Genomic DNA, 20,454 nt, shown 5'->3' with positions numbered 1-20,454 from the left:
CGAAACACGTCACAAACACGTCATGGCGCAACGGGTTCGACGTGCTGCCTTACGAGCAGTCGCAGCAGTCTCCACAGTCGCAGCAGCACTCGCAGCCATCGCAGCAGCAGATGCAGGTGCCGTCACCGCGCCCGCCCTTGCGCTTGTTGCCGGGATTAGGCGTCTCGCCCTCGGGGTTCTCGCCGGTCGGATAGCCGGCACCGGCGGGCTGGTTGCCGAAGTTGATGCCTTCCTGCTGGCCGTGCGGGGTGCCGCAGGTCGGATGACCGGACCGGCTGAAGGTGCGCGTGATCGCCCGTCGTACCTCGCGGGTCAGCAACCGCTGCGCCAGGCGGCCGTCGGTGAACTCGACTTCGGCCAAGGCCAATTCGATGCCGAGCGCCGCGTCGTCGCACAGGACGCGGGCCTGCTCCATCGGAGTTTCAGTGGCGGCCAACGGGTTCCACTTACCACGGGCGAGGTCGTCGTCGTAATCCTCGACCGCGTCGAGCAGGTGCGCGACCCGCCCGAACAGCTGACCGATCTCGCGCAGCGGTGCCTCGTTGTCCGGGCGACCGGCCAGCACCGCGGTGTGGGCGAACGCTTCGGCGACCGCGGTTTCGGTGGGCTCGGTCACCAGCAGCAGCGAGCTGCCCGGTCCGGCCGCCGCCTCGAGCTCGGCCTGGCGGTCCATCGCCGCGACCAGCACGGCCGTGTCGAATCCCAGGGTGTGACCGGTGTCGGTGCCCTGGCGCACCCAGCGCTCGGCGATGCGGCGCGCGGCCGGTCGCACCCCGGCGGCACCGACCATGCCGTCGTGATCGTCGACGTGATCGCGGACCCGCGCCGCGGCCAGTGCCAGCGACACGACGGCGGCCAGTCGTGCGCAGTCGCCGGTGGCCACGTCGGCCCGCCGCATACCACGCCCGGGGCACGGCCCGGCCTTGCGGCGGGTGGGCTGCTCCGGGGACTGCGCCTCGACCAGCAGCGACACCACGAGGCCGTCGTAATTGGTGGCGATCCGCGCGGACTGCCCATAGTCGTCGCGCAGTGTCAGACACAGTCCGCACAATTGGGCGGTCCAGGCCGCTGCGAGCTCACTGCCGAGTCGATGACGGCAGGGCCGGATGATGCCGAACATGCACAGAAGCTACCCGACCCACAGCAAACGCGCGCCAGAAAACGCCGGCCTTACTTTGGCGCGGGGCAGGGCTTGGGGAAGGTGACCGGCTTACCCACCCGATCCATCGCGGTCCGGAGCTGCCGCATGCCCGCCTGATACATCTCGGGGGTCGCGGCCGACCAGGTCGTCGAGGTGCACGTGGCGGTGTCGCAGCCGCCGCCGAACGTGATCGACGGGCCCGTTTTGACCGTCACGCATTGGCACTTGGCCCGGGCGGGGTTGGCCGCATCGATCTCGCATTCCACGTCGAGGCAGTTCGCCCAGGCCGCGCCGGACGGGCAGCTCAGCACGGCGAAGTTCGCGTTGATGTTGACCGTCGAGAAGGCCGAGCGGATCTTGTTACCGGATTGAGCCCGGTCGGTGCAGTTCTTGGATCCGATCGAGTTGCCGTTGACGACAACGCAGTCGCACACCGAGATGGTCGGATCGGTCGGCGAGGGCACACACGGCGCGGTGGTGCACAGCGCGAAGGTTTGGTCGCACATCCAGACGTCTTCGACCCGGAGGGCTTTGGCGTCGCTCTTGGTGTCCGAATCGCAGGCGGCGGCGGTGGCGGCGACGACGGGAAGGACGCTGGCCCGCTGCAGCAACCGCCGCCGGCTGAGCCCGGCCTGATCGGAGATCCGGACGGCGCGGTCGACGAGATCCCGGATGGCTCGGGCACCGCGCGCGATGTCGGACCTGCGGCCTTTGTCGATCAGCACCGCGCTGGGCGTGGCGGTGATGCCGAAAGCGGCAAACGCGGCCCTCGACTCGTCGACGAGTTCGATCGGGACGCGGTGGCCCGCGGGGCCGCCGTTGACGAGGGCGACACTGACGTGCCCGCTCAGTTCGTCCTGCCATCGCGCCACCTCGGGGAGCAACAGATCGCATGCGCCGCAACCGGGCTGGCTGAAGACGAGCACGAGCGGGCGACGGGATTGCAGTAGCGCGTCCAGGGTCCAGATGTTGCCGGCTCGATCCGGCAGCGCCAGGCCGTCGGCAGCACCCGCGCGTGCCGTCCAGCGCCGCCGCACCGCCGCGCCGAGCCATAGGGCGAGCATCACGACGCCGAAAGCGGTTAAGGGCCAGCCGAATCGCCCGTCCAATGCGACGAACGCCGCGAGCGCTGCGAAGCACCCGTTTCTGGCCAGCGTCGGCCAGCCGAGCGGTTCTGAGGACAGCTGTCCAAAGCAGTGACATTCCGGGCGTCGGCCCCGCGCGAGACTCACCAGCACCACCGCCGCGAATCCCGCGAGTATCGCGAACGCCATGACCGCGCCGGCTCGGGTTCCGGCGATCAAGAGCGTCGCGATGCCGAACTCGGTCGCGATCAGCGCGGTCCCCACGATGGCCGCAGCCGCCTGCGGTACGCCCAATGCGGTGACCGCTCGTCGCGCGCCGCTGCGATCTGCCAGCTTCGCCAACGCCGCTACGGCAAAGATTGCGGTGAGGGAAAGTCGCGCTGCCAACATGGTGATCATCACAATCCTTCGGCCGGGACGCTGAACGGGAACATTCTGCGCCCCGCCATAATGGAGGCGATGACTTTCGTGAAGATCAGGCTTTTGGTGACCGTCGCGATTCTCGTCTCGTCGATGTTGGTGGGTTGCCACTTCGAGAGCAGAAACCCGCCGACGGCCAAGGCCCTCGTGGTTCCGATGGATCAGGTGCTGAAGCAGAACAGCATCACTCAGAACGTCACGTTGGCGGTGGGCAACACGCTGAAACTGCAGCTGGGCTCGAATTACAGCACTCCGTTCCGGTGGCAGGCTGACACGAAGATCGCCGACGGTTCGGTCATCGAGCAAACCAGTCATCAGTACGTGCAGCCGAGCACCGACGCGATGGGCGCGCCCGGTACCGAGGTCTGGATGTTCACGGCGCTCAAGCCGGGGACGACGACGATTTCCACCTATTACTCCAGCTTCGTGGGCAAGAACAACGCGCCGGTGTGCCAGTACACCGCGATCGTGACTGTGCAGTAAAACACTGCGGACGAGCGCAGCCTCAGCTACCGTCTGGCTGTGCTTGGCTTACTTCGCAAGTGGTCGCAATTGACCAATCTGCCCGCCGAGCTGCACGACGAGCTCGAGGCCGAGGGGCTTATCTTTCTGGCCAGCCGGGTCGGCGTCGTGCGGCATTTCAGCGGGCATGTCCCGGGCGTCTTTTCGGCCTCGGGTGTCTCGCGCTATGTGGGCGCGTTCGCCTTCAGTGCCGCGCGGCTCGTCGCCACTTTCCCGACACGTGGGGACGCCAATCTGCGGTCCATCGACTGTCCGTGGGACACCAACAAGGGTCCGGCTGCCGCGACGATCACCAAGAAGGGTCTGCTGATCGACATCGACCTGCGCGGTGTGGATCGCGCCTTCAGCGGCTCGATGAAACTGCATTACAAGCGGCACGTGCCCGACGAGGTGCTGGATCGGGTGCCGACCACCTCACTGCGGTTCCCGGTTGACCCGGTATTCGTGTATCGCGCCGCGGGAGTGCGCCCCGAGTCGTAGGGTCAACAGATGGACACCGTCGTGGACTTCCACTTCGACCCGATGTGCCCCTTCGCGTTTCAGACGTCGCTGTGGATCCGCGACGTGCGTGAACAACTGGGCATCACCGTCAATTGGCGGTTCTTCAGCCTGGAAGAGATCAATCGGGCCGACGGCAAGAAGCATCCCTGGGAGCGCGACTGGTCCTACGGCTGGTCGCTGATGCGGATCGGCGCGCTGCTGCGCCGATCCGACATGGCGTTGCTGGACCGGTGGTACGCCGCGATCGGCCGCGAATTGCATACCCTCGGCGGCAAGCCGCACGAGCCCGCGGTGGCGCGAAAGTTGTTGAACGACATCGGCGTCGACGACGTCAATCTCGATGTGGCACTTGACGACCCGACCACCCACGACGAGGTTCGCGCCGAGCATCAGCGCGTGGTGGATGCCGGTGGCTACGGTGTCCCGACGCTGTTCATCGACGAACAGTGCCTGTTCGGTCCGGTATTAGTGGATCCGCCCACCGGCCCGGCGGCACTGAAACTGTGGGATGTCGTGACCGGGATGGCCGAGCTGCCGCATGTCTACGAGCTTCAACGGCCCAAGTCGGCCGCCGACGTCGAGCTGATCGGAAAGAGTCTGCGTCCGTACCTCGACGGTCGCGATTGGGTCAGCATCAATCGCGGTGAAGTCATCGACGTCGACCGGCTCACCAGTGGATCTTCGGGTTGAAATACCGCGATGGCCGATGTTTGGCTGGACACGCAAGAGCGCCTAGAGCTCTGCGATCTGTTCGACGAGCTCGGCCCGTCGGTCCCGACGCTTCTTGAAGGCTGGACTGCCCGCGATCTCGCCGCGCATCTTGTGTTGCGGGAGCGTGACCTCCTTGCCGGGCCGTGCCTCGTGTTACCCGGTCCTTTTGGCCGGTTCGCCGAGCGGCGCAGAGCGAGATTGGCTCGCCGCGAGGACTTCTCGTGGCTCGTCGCGCGAATTCGGTCCGGACCGCCCGTCGGGTTCTTCCGCCTCGGATGGGTTCGCGCGATGGCGAATCTCAATGAATTCTTCGTTCATCACGAGGACCTGCGCCGAGCGAATGGGCAAGGCGCTCGCAGCCTCACGCCCGCAATGGATGCCGCGTTGTGGCGAAATGTACGCCGCGGTGGTCGCTATCTGAGTAGACGTCTTCAGGGCGTTGGGCTCGAGTTGCGATGGGCCGGAACCAGCGAGAGGGTGACGGCGGTAGCAGGAGAGCCGAGGGTTGTGCTCAGCGGTGCGCCGGGCGAGCTTCTGCTTTACGTATTCGGGCGCCAGGCCGCGGCGGAGGTCGAGGTCAGCGGCCCCCCGGAAGCCGTTGCGGCCGTGCATGGCACGCACTTTGGTATGTGACGAATCAGGCGCGCAGCCGACGGGGATGTGTGCGCAATAGTTCAGAAGCGCGGATGTAGCGGCCAGGATTTGTCGGTGGTGGCTGCGATGATGAGGTCATGTCTTCGACCGCATCCGCCGGCGCTGTGGTGGTGGGTTCTGGCGAGCGGCTGGAGGTGTTGTTCGAGGAGTTGGCGGAGTTGACGGGTCAGCGTAATGCGATTGATGGGCGCATCGTGGAGATCGTGGCCGAGATTGATCGCGACGAGCTGTGTGGCGTGACGGGCGCGCGGTCGGTGGCGGCGTTGGTGGCCTGGAAGCTCGGTTGCTCGTCGGCAAATGCTCACACGATCGCCACGATCGCGGGCCGGCTGGCGGAGTTTCCGCGCTGTGCTCAGGGTATGCGGGAGGGGCGTTTGTCGGCCGATCAGGTCGGGGTGATCGCGGCGCGGGCCGGGGCGGGGTCTGATGAGCACTATGCGGCGCTGGCTGCGGTGGCGACGGTCAGCCAGTTGCGCACCGCGGTCAAGCTGGAACCGCGACCCGAGCCTCAGCCGCAACCTCAACCTTCGATTACCAAAACCTCCGACGAGGAGTTCACGTGTTGGCGGATCAAACTGCCACACCACGACGCCGCAAAGTTCGACGCCGCCTTGGCGTCTCATCGTGAGGCGCTGATCGCCGAGTGGAAGCTTGCGCACGGCAAGGGTGACGGCGCGTCAGATCTGCGGCCGCCGGTGCCGGGCACCGCCGATGCGTTGATGCGCCTGGTCGAGACGGGGTGGGACGCCGAGGCCGCCCGCCGCCCGCATGGGCAGCACACCACCGTGGTGGTGCACGTCGATGTGGAGCAGCGCGCCGCGGCGCTGCATCTGGGTCCGCTGCTGTCCGACGCCGAGCGCCGCTACCTGAGCTGTGATGCCAGCTGTGAAGTGTGGTTCGAACGTGACGGCGAGGTCATTGGTGCCGGCCGATCGACGCGGGTGGTCAACCGGCGGCTTCGGCGTGCGCTCGAGTATCGCCATCCCACGTGCGCGGTTCCTGGCTGTGGCGCCACGCGTGGTCTGCACGCCCATCACATCCGGCACTGGGAAGACGGCGGCCCCACCGAGTTGGTCAAGGTTAGATGCTGCTAATATACCCCCATGGCGAAGATGAAATCCGCTGGTCAGCGGGCTGGGGTGCGGTCGGCGGCGATTTACGCGCGTATCTCGGCTGATGTGGAGGGCACCGGGTTGGGGGTGGCGCGGCAGTTGGAGGATTGCCGCAAGCTGTCTGCTGACCGCGGTTGGCCGGTTGGCGATGAGTATGTCGATAACGATGTGTCGGCGTTCTCGGGCAAGCCGCGTCGGCAGTATGCGCGGATGCTGGCCGATCTGGCATCAGGGGCGCGGGATGCGGTGATCGTCTACAACTTGGACCGGTTGCATCGCCGACCGGTGGAGTTGGAAGAGTTTGTCGCTTTGTGTGAGTCGGTGGGTGTGCGAGACGTGGCTACCGTGACCGCCGATATTGACCTGGGTAACGATGACGGGTTGTTCATGGCCCGGATTTTCGCCGCGTTCGCCGCCAAGGAGTCCGGGCGCAAGTCCGCACGTATTCGCCGCAAGATGTTGCAGAACGCCGAACAGGGACTACCGCACGGCTCGGTGCGCCCGTTCGGCTACGAGGACGACAAGATCACGCTGCGGACGTCGGAGGCGGCGGTGGTGCGTGAGATGGTGGACCGCTACTTGGCGGGCCAGTCGTTGTTGTCGTTGACGGTGTGGCTCAACGACTCCGGCGTTTCCCCGGCGGTGGCCAAGTCGTGGCAGACCTCGGCGGTGCGCCAGATCCTGTGCTCGGGCCGTATCGCCGGGCTGCGGGAGCATCGTGGTGAGGTGATCGGGCCTGCGAAATGGCCGGCGATCATTACGCCGGCGGAGCGGGACCGGATCTTGGCGCGTATCGCGGCGCGGTCGGTGACCAAGACGCGGGCGGCGCGCACATATGTGTTGTCAGGGATGCTGCGGTGTGGGCGTTGCGGTAATCGGCTGTATTCGCAAGCCCGGCACAGTAATCCCGATCATCGGGTGCGCCGCTATGTTTGTCTGAAAGGACCCGATCATGGCGGCTGTGGTCGGCTGACGGTGGTCGCCGAACCGGTTGAGGCTTTGTTGACTGATGCGGTGTTGACCCGCCTGGATTCTCGGGATCTGGCGAAGGTGTTGGCCGGCAAAGCCAGCCCTAATCATGATGTGGCTGCGTTGGCGGCGGCCGTGGAGGCCGATCAAACGCGCCTCGATGAGCTGGCCGGTTTGTATGCCGACGGCGCGATCAGCGCGCGGGAGTGGATCGCGGCCCGCGACCCGATCACCAGCCGCATCCAGCAGGCCAGGCGTGACATCGCTGAGGCCACCGATACCAGTGAGGTTTATGAGTTGGCGGGCACCGGCGGGGCGTTGCGCGGCCAATGGCCGGACCTCGACGTGGAACGCCAGCGGAGCATCGTCAAATCGATCCTGGATCACGCGGTGATCGCACCGGGCACCCCCGGTTCCCGCAGTCTCGACATTAACCGCGTGCAACCCCATTGGCGCATCTAGGTTTTCGGCGTCGCGGATGCTCCCTGGCGAGTGCCGAGTGTGTGTCTGGGCTGGTGGGCCGTCAAGGCCAAAGCCGCACGCGGTCGAAGCCAGCTTCGAGCCTGGACGGCCCACCAGCCCAGACACCAGGAATGCTCTTATCGCCGGGAAGGGTTGTGTTGAAATAACTTTCGTCGTCTATCCGGTTGGCCGGTGACGGTACGGTGCCTTTGCGTGCTCAGCGCAGGAGGGTTGCGATGGCAGCCAGGGTGGTGGGGTCGGTGACGGTGACGGATAGGGCTTGGCGTTCACATGAGGCGGTCAGCCAGGCTATGAACTCCGGGCGCTCGTGCAGCGGGACCGCGCCGGCATCGTGGTTGTTGGCGGCGCCGCCCGCGGGCGTCGTGGCCATCACCCTGCCCCGCGTGGTGGCGGCGAGATGCGGGTGGAGACAGTCCGGGATTCGGTGATACCGGTGATGCGGGCGCTGATGTGGCGCAGGGCTGCGGAGATGACCAGGACGCGGTCACCGGCGCTGGCGTGTCCGGCGCGGTCGAACTCCCACAGCATCTCATCGGTGTCGATCGGTTGCTGCTGCCTGCCGGTGCTCGCCGTCACGTCGTCAGCGAAATGGGCGGATTGCGTATCGTCCTGTCGCCCTGAATGTTTGGCTATCTGGTTACGGGTCCAGGTGGCGCGGGCGGCGCGCAGGGCACCCATGGTGGTCGAATAGCGCCGCGATTTGGTAGTGATGTGGCCGCGGTAGCCCAGGGTGTGCAGCCAGCGCCCAATCCCCGCCAACGACGGACCCGCGGACGCTGGGTGTTCGGCGAGTCCGGCGATGGTGGACAGGATGGCCCGCACATGTTCAGTAACGTCGAGTTCGCCGATCGCTTCTGCGGACAGCCGGCGCGCGGTGATGCCGAAGTCGTGCAGGGATTTGGTGACGTATTTCGCCAGATATGCCGCAACCCTGCGCGGCGACAACCGCGAGGCCGAAGCGACTGCGGTGTCGTCGACTTCGGAATCGCTTGCGGTTATTGGTTCGGGTGTCAATGGTTGGGTATCAATTTGGGTGCCGAACCGCACCGTGCGCACCCCGCCCGGGTTGGCGTAATCGTCGTCGCCGGCGGGCACGTCGATACTGACGCGACTGGCAGCGTGTTGGATCAAGGCGGCCAGCTCGGCGGCGGTGATCGCTGACGACCAGCCGGGATGCTGCTCGGCTACCGGACGAGACAACCTGCCACCCCGCGGGGCGGCGGGGCCGTGACGATCGTGGTCACCTGATTTCGTGGTGTCGTTGGTGGCGGGTGGCGGGTCGAGGCGGATCAGGGCATGGATGTGGGGTATGGCGCGGGCTTGCAATTCAACGACTTTGACGAAGCTGACCCGCACCGAGCCGGGCTTGACGCCAACTGTTTTCAGGTGCGTCGCCACGGCGCGCCGTAGTGCGATGGTGAACCGCCGCCACAGCTCGGGCAGATGCCAGGTGAACAAGATATGTCCCAGATAGTCGTAGCAGTCCGCGCACAATGGTTGGCCCACCAGAGGGTCATCGACACTGTGGATTATGGTGCAGCGCAGGCAGTTTCCGTGCCGGCAGCGGCCCGCCGACCTGTTGGGTATGGCGTGACACGGAGTTCCGGTGGCGTTGTGCACGGCCCCGTAGCTGGGGGCGGTCAAGGTGGTGAACACTTGCGGACGGTTGGCGACCTCGACGGGTATGTCGTGGTGGCCGCCGGCGGCTCCGGCGTGCACGAGTTGCCAGGTGTCGCGGGCGTAGAGGTCTGAGCATGACGGGCACACCGCGTGACGGCGGTTGTTGCAGCGCGTCCACACCGTGTGCTGACGCCCGGCGGTGTCGACACCGAGCAGCTGGATCGGGTGGGCGCAGTAACCGACCGATTCCACTCGCCGCCACCACGACCCGAAACCGGGTGAGGAGGCGCGCCGGCACATCTGGGTGACCACCGCATCGGCATCGATGGTGGCCGGCAGGCCCGGCAGCACGATCACCGGGCTCTGCGTCGTTACGGTCTTCACCGATTTCCCTGTTCGCCTGAACGCGGTGCCCGAAAGGTGCGGGCCAACAAGGTGATATCGCGATCGGTGACGTGAAAGGCCCGGACCCGTATCGGGTCGGCGGTGCCATCGATCATCACGTACCCGATGCCGGGGGTGGTATCAGCGATCAGGTCGCATTCGGCGCCGGCATCGCGGGCTCCTTGGCCCAAGACCATGGCGGTTTGGGTAGCCTCGGTCATCCGCAGCCCGATCCGCACGGTGAACAACTGCCGTACCGGCAGGGTGTCTTTGGCCGGGTCTTGCACCGCGGCTACCACCGATATCCCGACCGCACGCCCTTGGGATAACAGCAGGCCGAGGAGTTGTTCTGTCTCGGCGCGGAGTTTGCGGTCGGTGACATAGGCGGTCAGCGCGGCGATCTCATCAATGATCAGCACGATCAACGGCTCAGCGAGGGCGGGGGTGTGCAGGCGGGTGTGCCCGCGCAGCCGGGTGGCGCGGGTCTGCATCAGCTTCACCAGCTCGCGCAGCAGTTCCACGGTGGGCTGACCGGTGTGGTAGCAGAACCGGGCGAACAGCGGCGCGCCAGCACCGAGTTCCATGCCGCCTTTGGGGTCGATCACCCACAACCGCACCCGCCCCGTTTTAACGTGGGGTGCCAGCCCGGCGATCAGCGACCACAACACCGAGCCTTTGCCGGCTCCGGTGGCACCGGCGGCCAGGATGTGCTGGCCCAACACCGGTAGGTGCCACCAGCGCCGCGATTCGGTGACCCCGACCCGCACCGCGCCCAGATCGACCGCCGAACCCGGGGTTGGCATGGGCACCGCGATCGGCTGGCCGAGCACATCCCCGCGGCCGATGATGATCCGCAGCTGGCCCGGCGTGGTGGCGCGGATCGTCAACCGCTGCGCGTCCCAGGTCGCCGCCAGTGCGAGGGCGCGTTTCTGCCAGTCGGCAATCGACTGGCCGGTCACCACCTTGACGATCAGCACGTCGGCGTGATGGCCGATCCGCACCGATTGCAGGGCAGGCACCAACGTGCGTTCACCCAGTTTGGCGGTCAGGCCGTGCAGGGCGCAGACCGATTCCCAGTTGCGGTGATAACGCCACCACGCCCAGAAACGCTGCCGCAGCGGAGCGCTGACCCACCGGGTGAATGAGGCCGGCTGGCACACCCACCAGCCGAGGTATGCCACGGCCTCCACAACGGCGGTCAAAACGCCGGCTCGGGCGCCGTGACTGAAACCGACCCAGATGGCGACGACGGTGGGAATGCTCAGGGAGGGAAACAGGATTGCCCACCACAGCAGATACCCGGCGGCTTTGAGTAGTCCGACGATCAGCTCGCCGATCCAGTCATCATCGGGTGATGGATTGTTGTTGTGGTTCTTACGGTTTGGACTATTCGACATGACGGTCTGCCTTCACTTACGACGGGGAAAGAAGGGGCGGGAGCGTCGGCCCGGCAGCCCATAGGCGCACGCTGTCGCGGGGCTGCCGGGCCGGCCTGCGGTTACCGGGCCTGCTGGCCCGTCTTGACGGTGGCGAGGTCGGTGGCGGTGATGGCTTCGGCGCGGTACGCGATGCCCGAGCGGCCGTCTTGCGACCACGGCAACGCCACCAGACCCGTCACAGACACCGGCTGGCCGACAACGACTTTCGGTTCCCCGACCACGGTGACCGCCAGCACTTCACCGCCGGTGGCGTCCAGGGCGATCAGCTGCACCTGCCACAACGCCTGCCCGGTGGCCTTGTCCACGCGCGGTGCACCGGTGTCGAAATTCGTGCGCTGCTCGGGAATCCGAGTACAGAGGAACGTCACCCCGGTGGTGTCGATACGTAACTTCATGGATTGCTGTCCTTCCTTGCGGTGTTGGCGCGGTCTGTTCGGCCGCGACTCAAGGACAGCGCCATCCCGGATGCGCCCGGAAGTGACAGGCAGTGATACTGGTGATGACCGCACACGCGCACACGTAGCTGACCTGCGCTGATGTATGCGGCATGATCGAAGCCATGGCCGCAGTCGACCCGATCCGGGCACTCAATGCGCAGCGGCTCAGCCAAGCCCGCAAACGCTACGGCTACAGCTTGCGTGAGTTGGCGATCGAGGTCGAAAACGTGCGCAAGCTACGCGGCGACCCCGACCTGCCCGCGCGGGAATCCCTGCGGCAAAAAATCGCCCAGATCGAGCGGACCGGAATGCTCGGCCCGCTGTGGCGTGAAGACCTGGCCGCGGTGTTCGGCGTCGAACCCGACGAAATGTTCAGCGTGCCGATCGCCACCGAGCTGCCGCACCCGCTGCTGATACAACTACCCGTCGACCGTGACGTACTCGCCGTCATCGAGGCCCAGCAACATGCCCACATCCAAGCTGAGCACACCTTCGGCCCCCAACACGCCCGCCCCCTGGTGGAATCCGATCTGGTCACCATCGAATCCCTGATTGCCCACGCACCCTCGCAGGTCAAGGCAGAGATGCGGCGCGCCGCTGGGGCTATCGCCGAAGTTGCCGGGTGGATCGCCCAAGACCTCGGAGATCACGCCGCCGCGGAGAAGCTCACCCACACCGCAGCCCTGCACCTACGTACGGCCGGCCCGCCATTCAACGCCATAATCTTGATGCGCCAATCCAACATTCTCACCCGCACCAACCCCGACCTGGCCACCGCCTTGGCCACCGATGCCGCCGACCTCATCGACGGCCACGACGTGGGTCGCCTGGCCGCCAGCATCGCCCGCCAACAGGCCCTTGCCGAGCTGGCCAATCACAATGAGCGGGGATTTCATCGCTACGCCGCCGCAGCCCTCGAACTCGGTGACCTGCAACCCCACCCGCATGATCATGCGATCTATGCCCACGGCGCCTACGTCGCCAGCGAGATCGCCTCCGGCTACCTGCGCATCGGTGACCCGGATAAAGCCCTAACCCTGCTCGCCGGGCACCATCACGCCTGGACATCACAGCAGCACCGCGATCAGACCGTGGCCGATATGCGACTCCTGCACGCCTACATCGCCACCGGCGAATACCAGCAAGCACTGGCACTGACCGCCGCAGCGATCCCGGGCTACCTGGCCGCGCCCTCGCAGCGAGCCAGGATTCATCTGGCCAGGGCAGGCACAATCGTGCGAGACCGTCGACGGCGAAACAAAGACCCGATCCTGCAACAGCTCGCCGGCCGCATCAAAAACGCCACCCAAGGAGTCACCCCGTGAGCCGTCGAATCATCCCCGACACCACCACCACCACCGACCCCGCGGCCACCCACACGGTCGCGGTGCTGCCGGTCGGCTCATTCGAACAACACGGCCCCTACCTTCCGCTGGGCACCGACACCCTCATCGCCACTGCCATCGCATCCGCAATCAATCAGCACCACAACGTATTTCAGCTACCACCGGTCGCGTTCAGCTGCTCCCACGAACACGCCGCCTACCCCGGCACCATCAGCATCAGCGCCACCACCTTGGCCGCGATCGTCGCTGACATCATCGAATCGCTGGCACAGCAGAACATCGCCGGGCTGATCGTCGTCAACGGCCACGGCGGCAACGCCGTACTCACCAACGTCGTCCAACAAGCCAACCACCCCAACAACCCCGTCAAGGTTGGGCTCTACCCCAGCCGCGAAGACTGGACCGAAGCCCGCACCGCCGCAGGAATCCACAGCAGCAACCACGACGACATGCACGCCGGCGAACTAGAGACCTCCATCCTGCTCGCCACCCATCCCGACTACCTGCGCGACGGCTGGCAGACCAGCGACCACACAGCCAACGACCGCCGCTACCTCACCAGCCTCGGCATCCACGCCTACACGCCCACCGGCGTCATCGGCTCACCATCCCAGGCCACCGCCGCCAAGGGCAGCAGTGCCCTCGACCACCTCGGCCGCAACGCCGACACCCTGATCGAACTCCTCACCACACGTTGAGCACAAGCGACAGCTCGGCGGCTACCTTCCGGGCTTCGCTGCGCTCCCTTCGCTTCCGTCCGCTGGCGCTCCCGTCCGCGCCGGTCGCTCCACTGCGCCCTGCGTCCGCCGCCGAGCACCAGACCAGCGCCCACCACTCAGTGAGAACACCGGCCGTGTTCGCGCCTGCCACCGCCAGGCCAACGGCGTTTGCGCCTCTCGCGCGGCGACCAGAGCCGGGCCAGACCGCCGGCCACCGTGGGACACATGCCCTGACCTCGCACGTGAGGACTTTCTTTACTGCTATTAAAGAACTACCGGCGTTTCCGCGGCCTCGCGAAGCGGGGCGTCGGTAGGGTCCGCGTCCGAACCGGTGCGGTCTGACTCATTTCTTTACCGGCCGCGAGCAGTGTGGCGTGCCTGCAATCGTCAGATCCGTCGACCGTGCCTGGTTCGGCGCGGAACCGCCGGACGGAATGACCTGATAGGAGCGCGACCAAGCATCCCGTAGCAGTATCGTCCCCGCCCGACGGCTTCGCCCTTTCACCCCATCCAGGAAATCCCGGTCACAGGAAGGCCGCAATGCAATCCACCATCGCCGCATCCACCCAACCACAGGTCACCGTCGGTGTCGACACGCACAAGCAGTTCCACGTCGCCCACGCCGCCGATCAGCTGGGCCGTCCGCTGGGCAGCCACCGCATGGCAGCCAGCACCGCCGGGTACCGCCAATTCGTGTCCTGGGCTCACGGGCTGGGCCAGCTTGTCATCGTCGGTATCGAAGGCCCCGGCCACTACGGCGCGGGCCTGGCCCGGTATCTGCGCGCCGAGGGCATCCCGGTCACCGAGGTCGGCCGCCCCAAACGGCAGCGCCGGGCACGCTACGGCAAATCCGACGATGCTGATGCGGCCGGAGCCGCCGCGATCGTGTTGGCCGGCGAAGCCCTCGGCGACCCCAAGTCCGCCGACGGTGCTGCCGAAATGGTGCGGGTGCTGCGGGTGGCCCGTACCAGTGCGGTGCGCGCCCGCGCCAAGGCCTACACCGCCCTGCAGGACCTTTTGGTCACCGCTCCCGCAGCGCTGCGTGAACAGCTGGCCGGCCTCTACAAAAAGCGTCTCATCCAGGCCTGCAAACAGTTGTCTGAGTCCGAAACGCCAAGCAGTCCAACCGATGCCATCACGATGGCGATCAAATCACTGGCGGCGCGCTGCGAGCAACTCGACGTCGAAGCCGCCCGGCTCAAACACCACATCGACACCATCACCGCCACCGCCGCACCGCAGTTGCGCGCCGTCTACGGTGTTGGCCCCGACACCGCCGCCACGCTGCTGGCAGCGATCGGCGACAACCACGATCGGATCAACGGCGATGGCGCCTTCGCTAAACTCTGCGGAGTCAGCCCGCTGCAGGCCTCCAGCGGCAAAACCGTCCGACACCGACTCAACCGCGGCGGCAACCGTGATGCCAACCGGGCGCTGCATGTCATCCTGGTCGTGCGGCTGCGCCGCCACCAACCCACCCGTGACTACATGGCGCGCCGCCTCGCCGAAGGCAAAACCAAAAACGAGGTCATGCGCTGTCTCAAGCGCTACCTCGCCCGCGAAATCTTCCACGCCATTCAGCCGTCAAGAAAGGCAACAAAAATCGTTGCCTGAATATAGGAGCATCTGCTATCAAGCTCGCCGGCGCGGGGCTGCTGCTCGAGCAGTTCGTCGACTTCGCCGATGCGGCCGATACCGACACGATCACGACAGAGCTGGCGGTGCAGTGGGCCACAATGCCGCCGGGTAGCTCCTCAACCTGGCACGCGCAACGGCTGAGCGTGGTGCGCTGTTTCGCCCGCTGGGTGCAGGCCTTCGATCCGGCCGTCGAGGTGCCGCCGGTCGATGTGCTGCCGACCCGCACCAGGCGCGCCACGCCGTATCTGTATTCCGACGCCGATGTCGCCGCCTTGATGGCCGGGGCCGGGCGGCTGCGCTCACCGCTGGCCGCCGCGACGATGCAGACATTCATCGGGCTGGTGTTCGCCACGGGGCTGCGGCGCGGGGAGGCGCTGAGTCTGGACCGCGGCGATTTCGACCCGGCCACCGGCGTGTTGACGATACGTGAGGCGAAATTCCACAAGCCCCGACAACTGCCGTTGCACCCCTCCACCACGGCCGCGCTCACCGCCTACGCAGCGCGCCGGGACCGGCTGTGTCCGCATCCGCGCACGGGCGCGTTGTTGGTGTCCACCACCGGTGCCCGACTGGCGGCCACCACGGTGTCACAGACGTTCCGAACGCTGTTGCGCGAGAACGGGATCGGGCAACACTGCCCGGCATGTCGCCCGCGCATTCACGACGCCCGGCACACCTTCGCGGTAAACACTTTGCTCGACTGGTATCGCGATGATGCCGACGTGCAGGCACGGCTGCCGCTGCTGTCTACCTACCTCGGCCACACCGACCCACGGCACACCTACTGGTACCTCTCGGCCGCGCCAGAACTGCTCGCCCTCGCCGCCGACCGGATGCAGCGCCACGCCGGAGCGACCTCATGACCGCGCTCGCCCCGACCCTGCAGGCCTTCTTCACCGAACGCCTCGCCCGGCAGAAGAACGCCAGCCCACACACCGTCGCCTCCTACCGCGACACACTGCGGCTGCTGCTCGGTTTCGTCGCGGAGCGCACCGGCACACCGCCGGCCCGAATGCAGATCGAGGACCTCGACGCCCCGCTGATCGGCGCGTTCCTCGACCACCTCGAATACCAGCGCGCCAACAGCGTGCGCAGCCGCAACACCCGCCTGGCCGCGATCCACTCGCTATTCCGATTCGCCGCACTGCAACACCCCGAGCACGCCGCGCTCATCGCTCGGGTGCTGGCCATCCCACCCAAACGCTGCAACCGTGCTGTCGTGTCCTTCCTCAACGACCAGGAAATCGACGCGCTACTCGCCGCTCCGGACACCAGCCGGTGGATAGGCCGTCGCGACCACGCGCTGCTGCTGGTCGCGGTCCAGACCGGGCTGCGGGTCTCCGAGTTGACCGGGCTGTGCTGCGGAGACGTCCATCTCGGAGCGGGGGCCCACGTGCGCTGTGTCGGCAAGGGACGTAAACAGCGCTGCACGCCGCTCACTGCCGAGACGGTCGCGGTGCTGCGGGGCTGGCTGGCCGAACGACGAGGCCGACCCGAGGATCCGTTGTTCCCGACCAGCCGCGGTCGACCGCTCAGTCGTGACGCGGTCGCGCTGCTCGTCACCAACCACGCGATCACGGCGCGGCAGCGCTGCCCCTCCATCGATGCCAAAACGATCACCCCGCACGTCCTGCGCCACTCGACGGCCATGACCCTATTGCGCGCAGGCGTGGACACATCAGTGATCGCGCTCTGGCTCGGCCACGAGAAAACAGACACGGTCCAGATCTATCTGCACGCAGATCTCCGCCTGAAAGAACGCGCCCTCGCTCGCACCACCCCCGTCCATGCGACCCCGGGCCGATACCGACCCCCCGACACCCTGCTCGCGTTCCTCGAGGCGCTTTGATTATGCCGAGTGCATGGACACAGATCCCTTACCGCGCAGACGATTCAGCGGCGTCCTCGGCATAATCCGGTGCTCGGCATAGTGGGTGTTATCCCGATGTCGGGATAACACCCACAGGACCACTGATCGCTTGAGGACATCACGCTCCATCCGCAGCTCAGCGTTCTCGCTGCGCAGGCGTTTGAGCTCCTCAACGTCGTCGCGGGTCAACTCCCCGCGGCCCTCGCGGGCCTCACGGTCCCGGGCAACCCAATTGCCCAGAGTGCCCTCATGGACCCCAAGGTCCCGCGCCACCGCGGCGATCGACTTACCCGTCTCCCGCACGATCCGAACAGCCCCCTCACGGAACTCCCGGGGCCTGGCCGTCGGCGACCGCGTCCGCATCCACGCACTCATGAAAATCGAAACAACCCCCGGCGGCGCCGTCAAAACCACCTACATCGCCCACGCCGTCTACCGGCTCAACGACTAAAACTGAGCTTCACAGGCGGCTTTCGACTCGTCCTTCGTGGCCGCAGGCACCCCTCCGACCGTTTGCGGGGCTGTCTGATTAACGGTGGATCCGACCTTGGCATTTGTTAGTTGCCGGTCGGGGTGATCCGGCCGTTGAAGGTGATTGCGAACGCGTTGAGTGCGGGCTTCCACCTCATTGCCCATCGTGCCCTACCTCGCCCGGTCGGATCTAGTGATCGGGTAACGAGATACAGGCATTTCAGGGCAGCTTGGTCGGTAGGGAAATGCCCGCGGGCGCGAATCGCGCGCCGGTAGCGGGCGTTGATCGACTCCACGGCGTTGGTACCCGGTATGAAATGGGGTGGAGGCCCACGTGGTTCTGTCTTGCCTGGTCAGACGTACTAGGCATACGGTGCGACCGTCCGGAACAGGGGCCTTCGGGGAACACGTATGGGCAGGCCGTTCTTGCTCGATGGGCTGCGAGCCCGTGTTAGTAGTTGGCCGCCCCTGCGACTTGTCCGGCTGCGCTGCGAGCGCGTATCCGTAGGTGTCGTTCCGTCCCAGCGGTTCCCCGGCCAAGTGATCAGCACGGAAGGGAGAACCAGGCGGTGGTCAGATATGTCGGCATGGATGTGCACCGCGAGTTCGCGCAGCTGGCGGTGGTCGAGGACGGGATCCTCCGCGACGAAGGCAAGATCGGAGTGACGCCAGAAGCATTGCGGGCGTGGGCGTCTGAACTACGCCCGGATGATGAGGTGGCGTTGGAGGCCACCGGAAACAGCGATGCGATCGCTACTCTGCTCACACCGCTGGTGGCCCGTGTGGTGGTGTCGAACCCGTCGAAGACGCGGGCGATCGCCGAGGCGAAGGTGAAAACCGACAAGGTCGATGCGCGGATCTTGGCGCAGTTGCTGGCAGCGGATTTTCTGCCACCGGTGTGGCTGCCCGACGATCGGACCCGCAGTCTGCGCCGGCAGGTGATGCGTCGTGCTCACGTGGTGCGTCAACGGACTCGGCTGAAGAATCAGGTGCACGCGATCCTGGCCCGTAACCTCGCACCGACGCCGCCGGTGTCGGATTTGTTTGGCAAGACCGGTCGGCACTGGCTCTCGCGTCAGCCGTTACCTGCCGATGAACGCGCCAGCGTGCAGGCGTTGTTGCGTCAGTTGGACTTTCACGCCCATGAACTCGCTTTGGTCGATAGAGAGCTGGCCCAAGAAGCGCTCACCGATCCGATGGTGGCCCGGTTGATGACCATCCCTGGTGTCGATGCGATCGCCGGCATCTCCATTGTGGCCGCGGTCGGCGACTTCTCTCGGTTCGACGATCCCGACAAGTTAGTGGCCTATATCGGGCTCAACCCGAAGGTGCGCCAGTCCGGGAATTCCGCGCCGGTGCACGGTCGGATCAGCAAAGCCGGCCGCGCCCATGTGCGTGGTGTGCTGGTGGAGGCGGCCTGGTCGGCCAGTCGCGCACCAGGGCCCTTGCGTGCGTTCTATCAGCGCATCAAATCCCGACGCGGATTTCAGACCGCGATCGTGGCCACCGCCCGCAAGATGACGGTGCTCGCATGGCATTTGGTGACCAAGGACCAGGACTACGCCTTCGCTCGACCAGGGCTGGTCACCCACAAGCGCCGAAAGCTCGAACTGGCCGCCGGGGCGCCGTCACGCCGCGGCAACTACCGCCAGCCCGGCGCGGCCTATAACAGCAAGCACCGCCGCGACGAAGAGAACGCGGTCGTCGAACAGGCCGAACGTGCCTACGAAGTCCTCGTCGCCCACTGGCAACCCCGCAAACCCGCCACCAATCACCGCTCACCTTGACGATTTCATCCGTGGAGCAGATGACCCGACGTATCTCGACGTCGTAGTCCAGGAAGGGCACGAACTCGCTCCAGGCGTTCTCCCAGAGCCGGATGATCGCCGGGTACTGGGGACCCCATTTCGCGGTGAATTCGACGAAGCGTTCCTTGGCCGCGGCCTCGGTCGCCGCGGTATAGACCGGCCGAATGTCGCGGGCGATCTGATCCCAGTACTTGCGGGACGCGTAGCGAAAGGTGTTGCGCAACAGATGAATGACGCACGTTTGGATGATCGCTCGGTCCCAGACGGTGTTGACTGCCTCGGGCAATCCTTTCAATCCGTCACAGACCACGATGCACACATCGCCGGTGCCGCGGTTCTTGATCTCGGTGAGCACCGACAGCCAGAACTTGGCGCCTTCGCTGCCCTCGCCGGCCCACAGCCCGAGGATGTCGCGCTCGCCTGCGCAGGTGACCCCCACGGCCACGTAGATGGGCCGGTTGGTGACCTGCCCGTCGCGGATCTTGACGAAGATGGCGTCGATGAAGACCACTGGATATACCGCTTCCAGCGGCCGGTTGCACCATTCGGCCATCTCGCCGACCACCTTGTCGGTGATCCGGCTGATGGTGTCTTTGCTGACGGTGGCGCCGTAGACGTCGGCGAAGTGTGCCGCGACCTCGCCGGTCGTCAATCCTTTTGCCGTCAACGACAATACGATCTCATCAATACCGGTCAGGCGACGCTGTCGTTTCTTGACGATCTGCGGGTCGAAGCTGCTGTTGGTGTCACGGGGCACCTCGATCTCGACGGGCCCGATCTCGGTGAGCACCGTCTTGGCCCGGGTGCCGTTTCGGGAATTGCCGCTGCCACGGCCCGCTGGGTCATGCTTGTCATAACCCAGGTGCTCGGCCATCTCCGCGTCCAGCGCGGTCTCAAGCACGTTCTTGGTCAACTGATTGAGCAGCCCGTTGGGGCCGACCAATTCGACTCCTTGTTCCTTCGCCTGCGCCAGCAGCTGCTCAGCCAGCTGCCGTTGATCCAGTTCCATCGCCACAGGATCGAGTGTTTCTGACATCGTCAGTCCTTCCCGCCAAGCACCGCTCGGCGTGTCAGACCAAGATCAGATCCACCGTTGTTCGGACAGTCCCCCGTTTGCGGCTGTG

Annotated in this window: 18 protein-coding genes and 3 pseudogenes; 12 read left to right on the top strand and 9 right to left on the bottom strand. The window is 66.0% G+C overall.

Translation table 11 applies throughout. The features are described from left to right. Positions 1 to 49 precede the first annotated feature (49 nt). Both MJO58_RS17470 and MJO58_RS17465 read right to left on the bottom strand, forming a co-directional pair. Positions 50 to 1,120: a DUF5685 family protein gene (locus MJO58_RS17470; protein WP_239720155.1), complete on the bottom strand. Its 1,071-nt coding sequence runs from the start codon at positions 1,118 to 1,120 to the stop codon at positions 50 to 52. A gap of 50 nt (positions 1,121 to 1,170) precedes the next feature. Beyond that, on the bottom strand, positions 1,171 to 2,625 hold the full coding sequence (locus tag MJO58_RS17465; RefSeq protein ID WP_239720153.1) for a MauE/DoxX family redox-associated membrane protein: 1,455 nt from the start codon (positions 2,623 to 2,625) through the stop codon (positions 1,171 to 1,173). Positions 2,626 to 2,694: 69 nt separating this feature from the next. Here MJO58_RS17465 and MJO58_RS17460 point away from each other — a divergent pair, with 69 nt between their 5' ends. The 6 genes and pseudogenes from MJO58_RS17460 (at position 2,695) to MJO58_RS17435 (ending at position 7,577) form a co-directional block, all read left to right on the top strand. Beyond that, the gene (locus tag MJO58_RS17460; RefSeq protein WP_090609241.1) at positions 2,695 to 3,129 is read left to right on the top strand and encodes a protease inhibitor I42 family protein; all 435 of its coding nucleotides are present in this window, start codon (positions 2,695 to 2,697) and stop codon (positions 3,127 to 3,129) included. A 39-nt stretch (positions 3,130 to 3,168) separates the two neighbouring features. After that, positions 3,169 to 3,648 carry a hypothetical protein gene (locus tag MJO58_RS17455; protein ID WP_139043288.1) on the top strand — a complete coding sequence of 160 codons (480 nt, stop codon included), beginning with the start codon at positions 3,169 to 3,171 and terminating at the stop codon, positions 3,646 to 3,648. 9 nt (positions 3,649 to 3,657) lie between these two features. Next, entirely contained in the window at positions 3,658 to 4,359 is a 702-nt protein-coding gene (locus MJO58_RS17450; RefSeq protein WP_239720151.1) for a mycothiol-dependent nitroreductase Rv2466c family protein, read from the top strand. Positions 4,360 to 4,368: 9 nt separating this feature from the next. Next, the gene (locus MJO58_RS17445) at positions 4,369 to 5,013 is read left to right on the top strand and encodes a TIGR03085 family metal-binding protein (protein WP_239720149.1); all 645 of its coding nucleotides are present in this window, start codon (positions 4,369 to 4,371) and stop codon (positions 5,011 to 5,013) included. A gap of 98 nt (positions 5,014 to 5,111) precedes the next feature. Continuing rightward, positions 5,112 to 6,116: pseudogene (locus MJO58_RS17440) on the top strand (HNH endonuclease signature motif containing protein); the annotation flags it as partial. Positions 6,117 to 6,137: 21 nt separating this feature from the next. Then, a complete protein-coding gene (locus tag MJO58_RS17435) occupies positions 6,138 to 7,577 on the top strand; it encodes a recombinase family protein (protein WP_024637089.1) in 1,440 nt (479 codons plus the stop codon). Between the two features lie 217 nt (positions 7,578 to 7,794). Here MJO58_RS17435 and MJO58_RS17430 read toward each other — a convergent pair whose 3' ends face one another. The 4 genes from MJO58_RS17430 to MJO58_RS17415 all read right to left on the bottom strand — a co-directional run bounded on the left by MJO58_RS17430 (position 7,795) and on the right by MJO58_RS17415 (position 11,436). Then, a complete protein-coding gene (locus MJO58_RS17430) occupies positions 7,795 to 7,971 on the bottom strand; it encodes a hypothetical protein (protein WP_163645069.1) in 177 nt (58 codons plus the stop codon). Further along, entirely contained in the window at positions 7,968 to 9,518 is a 1,551-nt protein-coding gene (locus MJO58_RS17425) for a replication initiator (RefSeq protein WP_232069101.1), read from the bottom strand. Before MJO58_RS17425 ends, MJO58_RS17430 begins: the two co-directional genes overlap by 4 nt. Before the next feature lie 80 nt (positions 9,519 to 9,598). Continuing rightward, positions 9,599 to 10,999: an FtsK/SpoIIIE domain-containing protein gene (locus MJO58_RS17420; protein ID WP_042909775.1), complete on the bottom strand. Its 1,401-nt coding sequence runs from the start codon at positions 10,997 to 10,999 to the stop codon at positions 9,599 to 9,601. A gap of 101 nt (positions 11,000 to 11,100) precedes the next feature. Continuing rightward, a complete protein-coding gene (locus tag MJO58_RS17415; RefSeq protein ID WP_024637274.1) occupies positions 11,101 to 11,436 on the bottom strand; it encodes an SCO3933 family regulatory protein in 336 nt (111 codons plus the stop codon). A 164-nt stretch (positions 11,437 to 11,600) separates the two neighbouring features. On the opposite strand from MJO58_RS17415, the gene MJO58_RS17410 reads away from it, so the two are divergent. The 5 genes from MJO58_RS17410 to MJO58_RS17390 all read left to right on the top strand — a co-directional run bounded on the left by MJO58_RS17410 (position 11,601) and on the right by MJO58_RS17390 (position 17,030). Next, positions 11,601 to 12,803, top strand: a complete 1,203-nt coding sequence (locus MJO58_RS17410; RefSeq protein ID WP_096291189.1) for a hypothetical protein — start codon at positions 11,601 to 11,603, stop codon at positions 12,801 to 12,803. Next, positions 12,800 to 13,522 carry a creatininase family protein gene (locus MJO58_RS17405; RefSeq protein WP_042791982.1) on the top strand — a complete coding sequence of 241 codons (723 nt, stop codon included), beginning with the start codon at positions 12,800 to 12,802 and terminating at the stop codon, positions 13,520 to 13,522. The genes MJO58_RS17410 and MJO58_RS17405 overlap by 4 nt, the downstream gene beginning before the upstream one ends. 561 nt (positions 13,523 to 14,083) lie before the next feature. Continuing rightward, on the top strand, positions 14,084 to 15,157 hold the full coding sequence (locus MJO58_RS17400; RefSeq protein WP_033711099.1) for an IS110 family RNA-guided transposase: 1,074 nt from the start codon (positions 14,084 to 14,086) through the stop codon (positions 15,155 to 15,157). Between the two features lie 107 nt (positions 15,158 to 15,264). After that, positions 15,265 to 16,044 (top strand): tyrosine-type recombinase/integrase, encoded by a 780-nt coding sequence (locus MJO58_RS17395; protein ID WP_197746635.1) that lies wholly within the window; start codon positions 15,265 to 15,267, stop codon positions 16,042 to 16,044. Next, positions 16,041 to 17,030: a tyrosine-type recombinase/integrase gene (locus MJO58_RS17390; RefSeq protein WP_042909774.1), complete on the top strand. Its 990-nt coding sequence runs from the start codon at positions 16,041 to 16,043 to the stop codon at positions 17,028 to 17,030. The genes MJO58_RS17395 and MJO58_RS17390 overlap by 4 nt, the downstream gene beginning before the upstream one ends. Here the strand turns inward: MJO58_RS17390 and MJO58_RS17385 are convergent, their stop codons facing one another. Together MJO58_RS17385 and MJO58_RS17380 are read right to left on the bottom strand one after the other, a co-directional pair. Then, positions 17,031 to 17,354: a transposase gene (locus MJO58_RS17385; RefSeq protein ID WP_197746634.1), complete on the bottom strand. Its 324-nt coding sequence runs from the start codon at positions 17,352 to 17,354 to the stop codon at positions 17,031 to 17,033. Between the two features lie 254 nt (positions 17,355 to 17,608). Further along, a pseudogene (locus MJO58_RS17380) lies at positions 17,609 to 17,836 on the bottom strand (transposase); the annotation flags it as partial. Positions 17,837 to 18,109: 273 nt separating this feature from the next. Here MJO58_RS17380 and MJO58_RS17375 point away from each other — a divergent pair. After that, the gene (locus MJO58_RS17375; RefSeq protein ID WP_082278410.1) at positions 18,110 to 19,309 is read left to right on the top strand and encodes an IS110 family RNA-guided transposase; all 1,200 of its coding nucleotides are present in this window, start codon (positions 18,110 to 18,112) and stop codon (positions 19,307 to 19,309) included. On the opposite strand, the pseudogene MJO58_RS17370 reads toward MJO58_RS17375, so the two are convergent. Beyond that, positions 19,284 to 20,366: pseudogene (locus MJO58_RS17370) on the bottom strand (IS256 family transposase); the annotation flags it as partial. The gene MJO58_RS17375 and the pseudogene MJO58_RS17370 overlap by 26 nt on opposite strands. Positions 20,367 to 20,454: the final 88 nt, after the last annotated feature.

This window comes from Mycobacterium lentiflavum (genome assembly GCF_022374895.2).
Taxonomy (GTDB): Bacteria; Actinomycetota; Actinomycetes; order Mycobacteriales; family Mycobacteriaceae; genus Mycobacterium; species Mycobacterium lentiflavum.
The sequence above is the reverse complement of the archived record's forward strand: the minus strand, read 5'-3'. Positions and strand labels throughout refer to the sequence as shown.

Excerpts from the sequence above, each read along its gene's own strand:
- MJO58_RS17390 (WP_042909774.1), top strand. The coding sequence starts at position 16,041 with ATGACCGCGCTCGCCCCGACCCTGCAGGCCTTCTTCACCGAACGCCTC.
- MJO58_RS17435 (WP_024637089.1), top strand. The coding sequence starts at position 6,138 with ATGGCGAAGATGAAATCCGCTGGTCAGCGGGCTGGGGTGCGGTCGGCG.
- MJO58_RS17400 (WP_033711099.1), top strand. The coding sequence starts at position 14,084 with ATGCAATCCACCATCGCCGCATCCACCCAACCACAGGTCACCGTCGGT.
- MJO58_RS17420 (WP_042909775.1), bottom strand. The coding sequence starts at position 10,999 with ATGTCGAATAGTCCAAACCGTAAGAACCACAACAACAATCCATCACCC.
- MJO58_RS17450 (WP_239720151.1), top strand. The coding sequence starts at position 3,658 with ATGGACACCGTCGTGGACTTCCACTTCGACCCGATGTGCCCCTTCGCG.
- MJO58_RS17410 (WP_096291189.1), top strand. The coding sequence starts at position 11,601 with ATGGCCGCAGTCGACCCGATCCGGGCACTCAATGCGCAGCGGCTCAGC.
- MJO58_RS17465 (WP_239720153.1), bottom strand. The coding sequence starts at position 2,625 with ATGATCACCATGTTGGCAGCGCGACTTTCCCTCACCGCAATCTTTGCC.
- MJO58_RS17415 (WP_024637274.1), bottom strand. The coding sequence starts at position 11,436 with ATGAAGTTACGTATCGACACCACCGGGGTGACGTTCCTCTGTACTCGG.
- MJO58_RS17470 (WP_239720155.1), bottom strand. The coding sequence starts at position 1,120 with ATGTTCGGCATCATCCGGCCCTGCCGTCATCGACTCGGCAGTGAGCTC.
- MJO58_RS17375 (WP_082278410.1), top strand. The coding sequence starts at position 18,110 with ATGGATGTGCACCGCGAGTTCGCGCAGCTGGCGGTGGTCGAGGACGGG.
- MJO58_RS17425 (WP_232069101.1), bottom strand. The coding sequence starts at position 9,518 with ATGTGCCGGCGCGCCTCCTCACCCGGTTTCGGGTCGTGGTGGCGGCGA.
- MJO58_RS17445 (WP_239720149.1), top strand. The coding sequence starts at position 4,369 with ATGGCCGATGTTTGGCTGGACACGCAAGAGCGCCTAGAGCTCTGCGAT.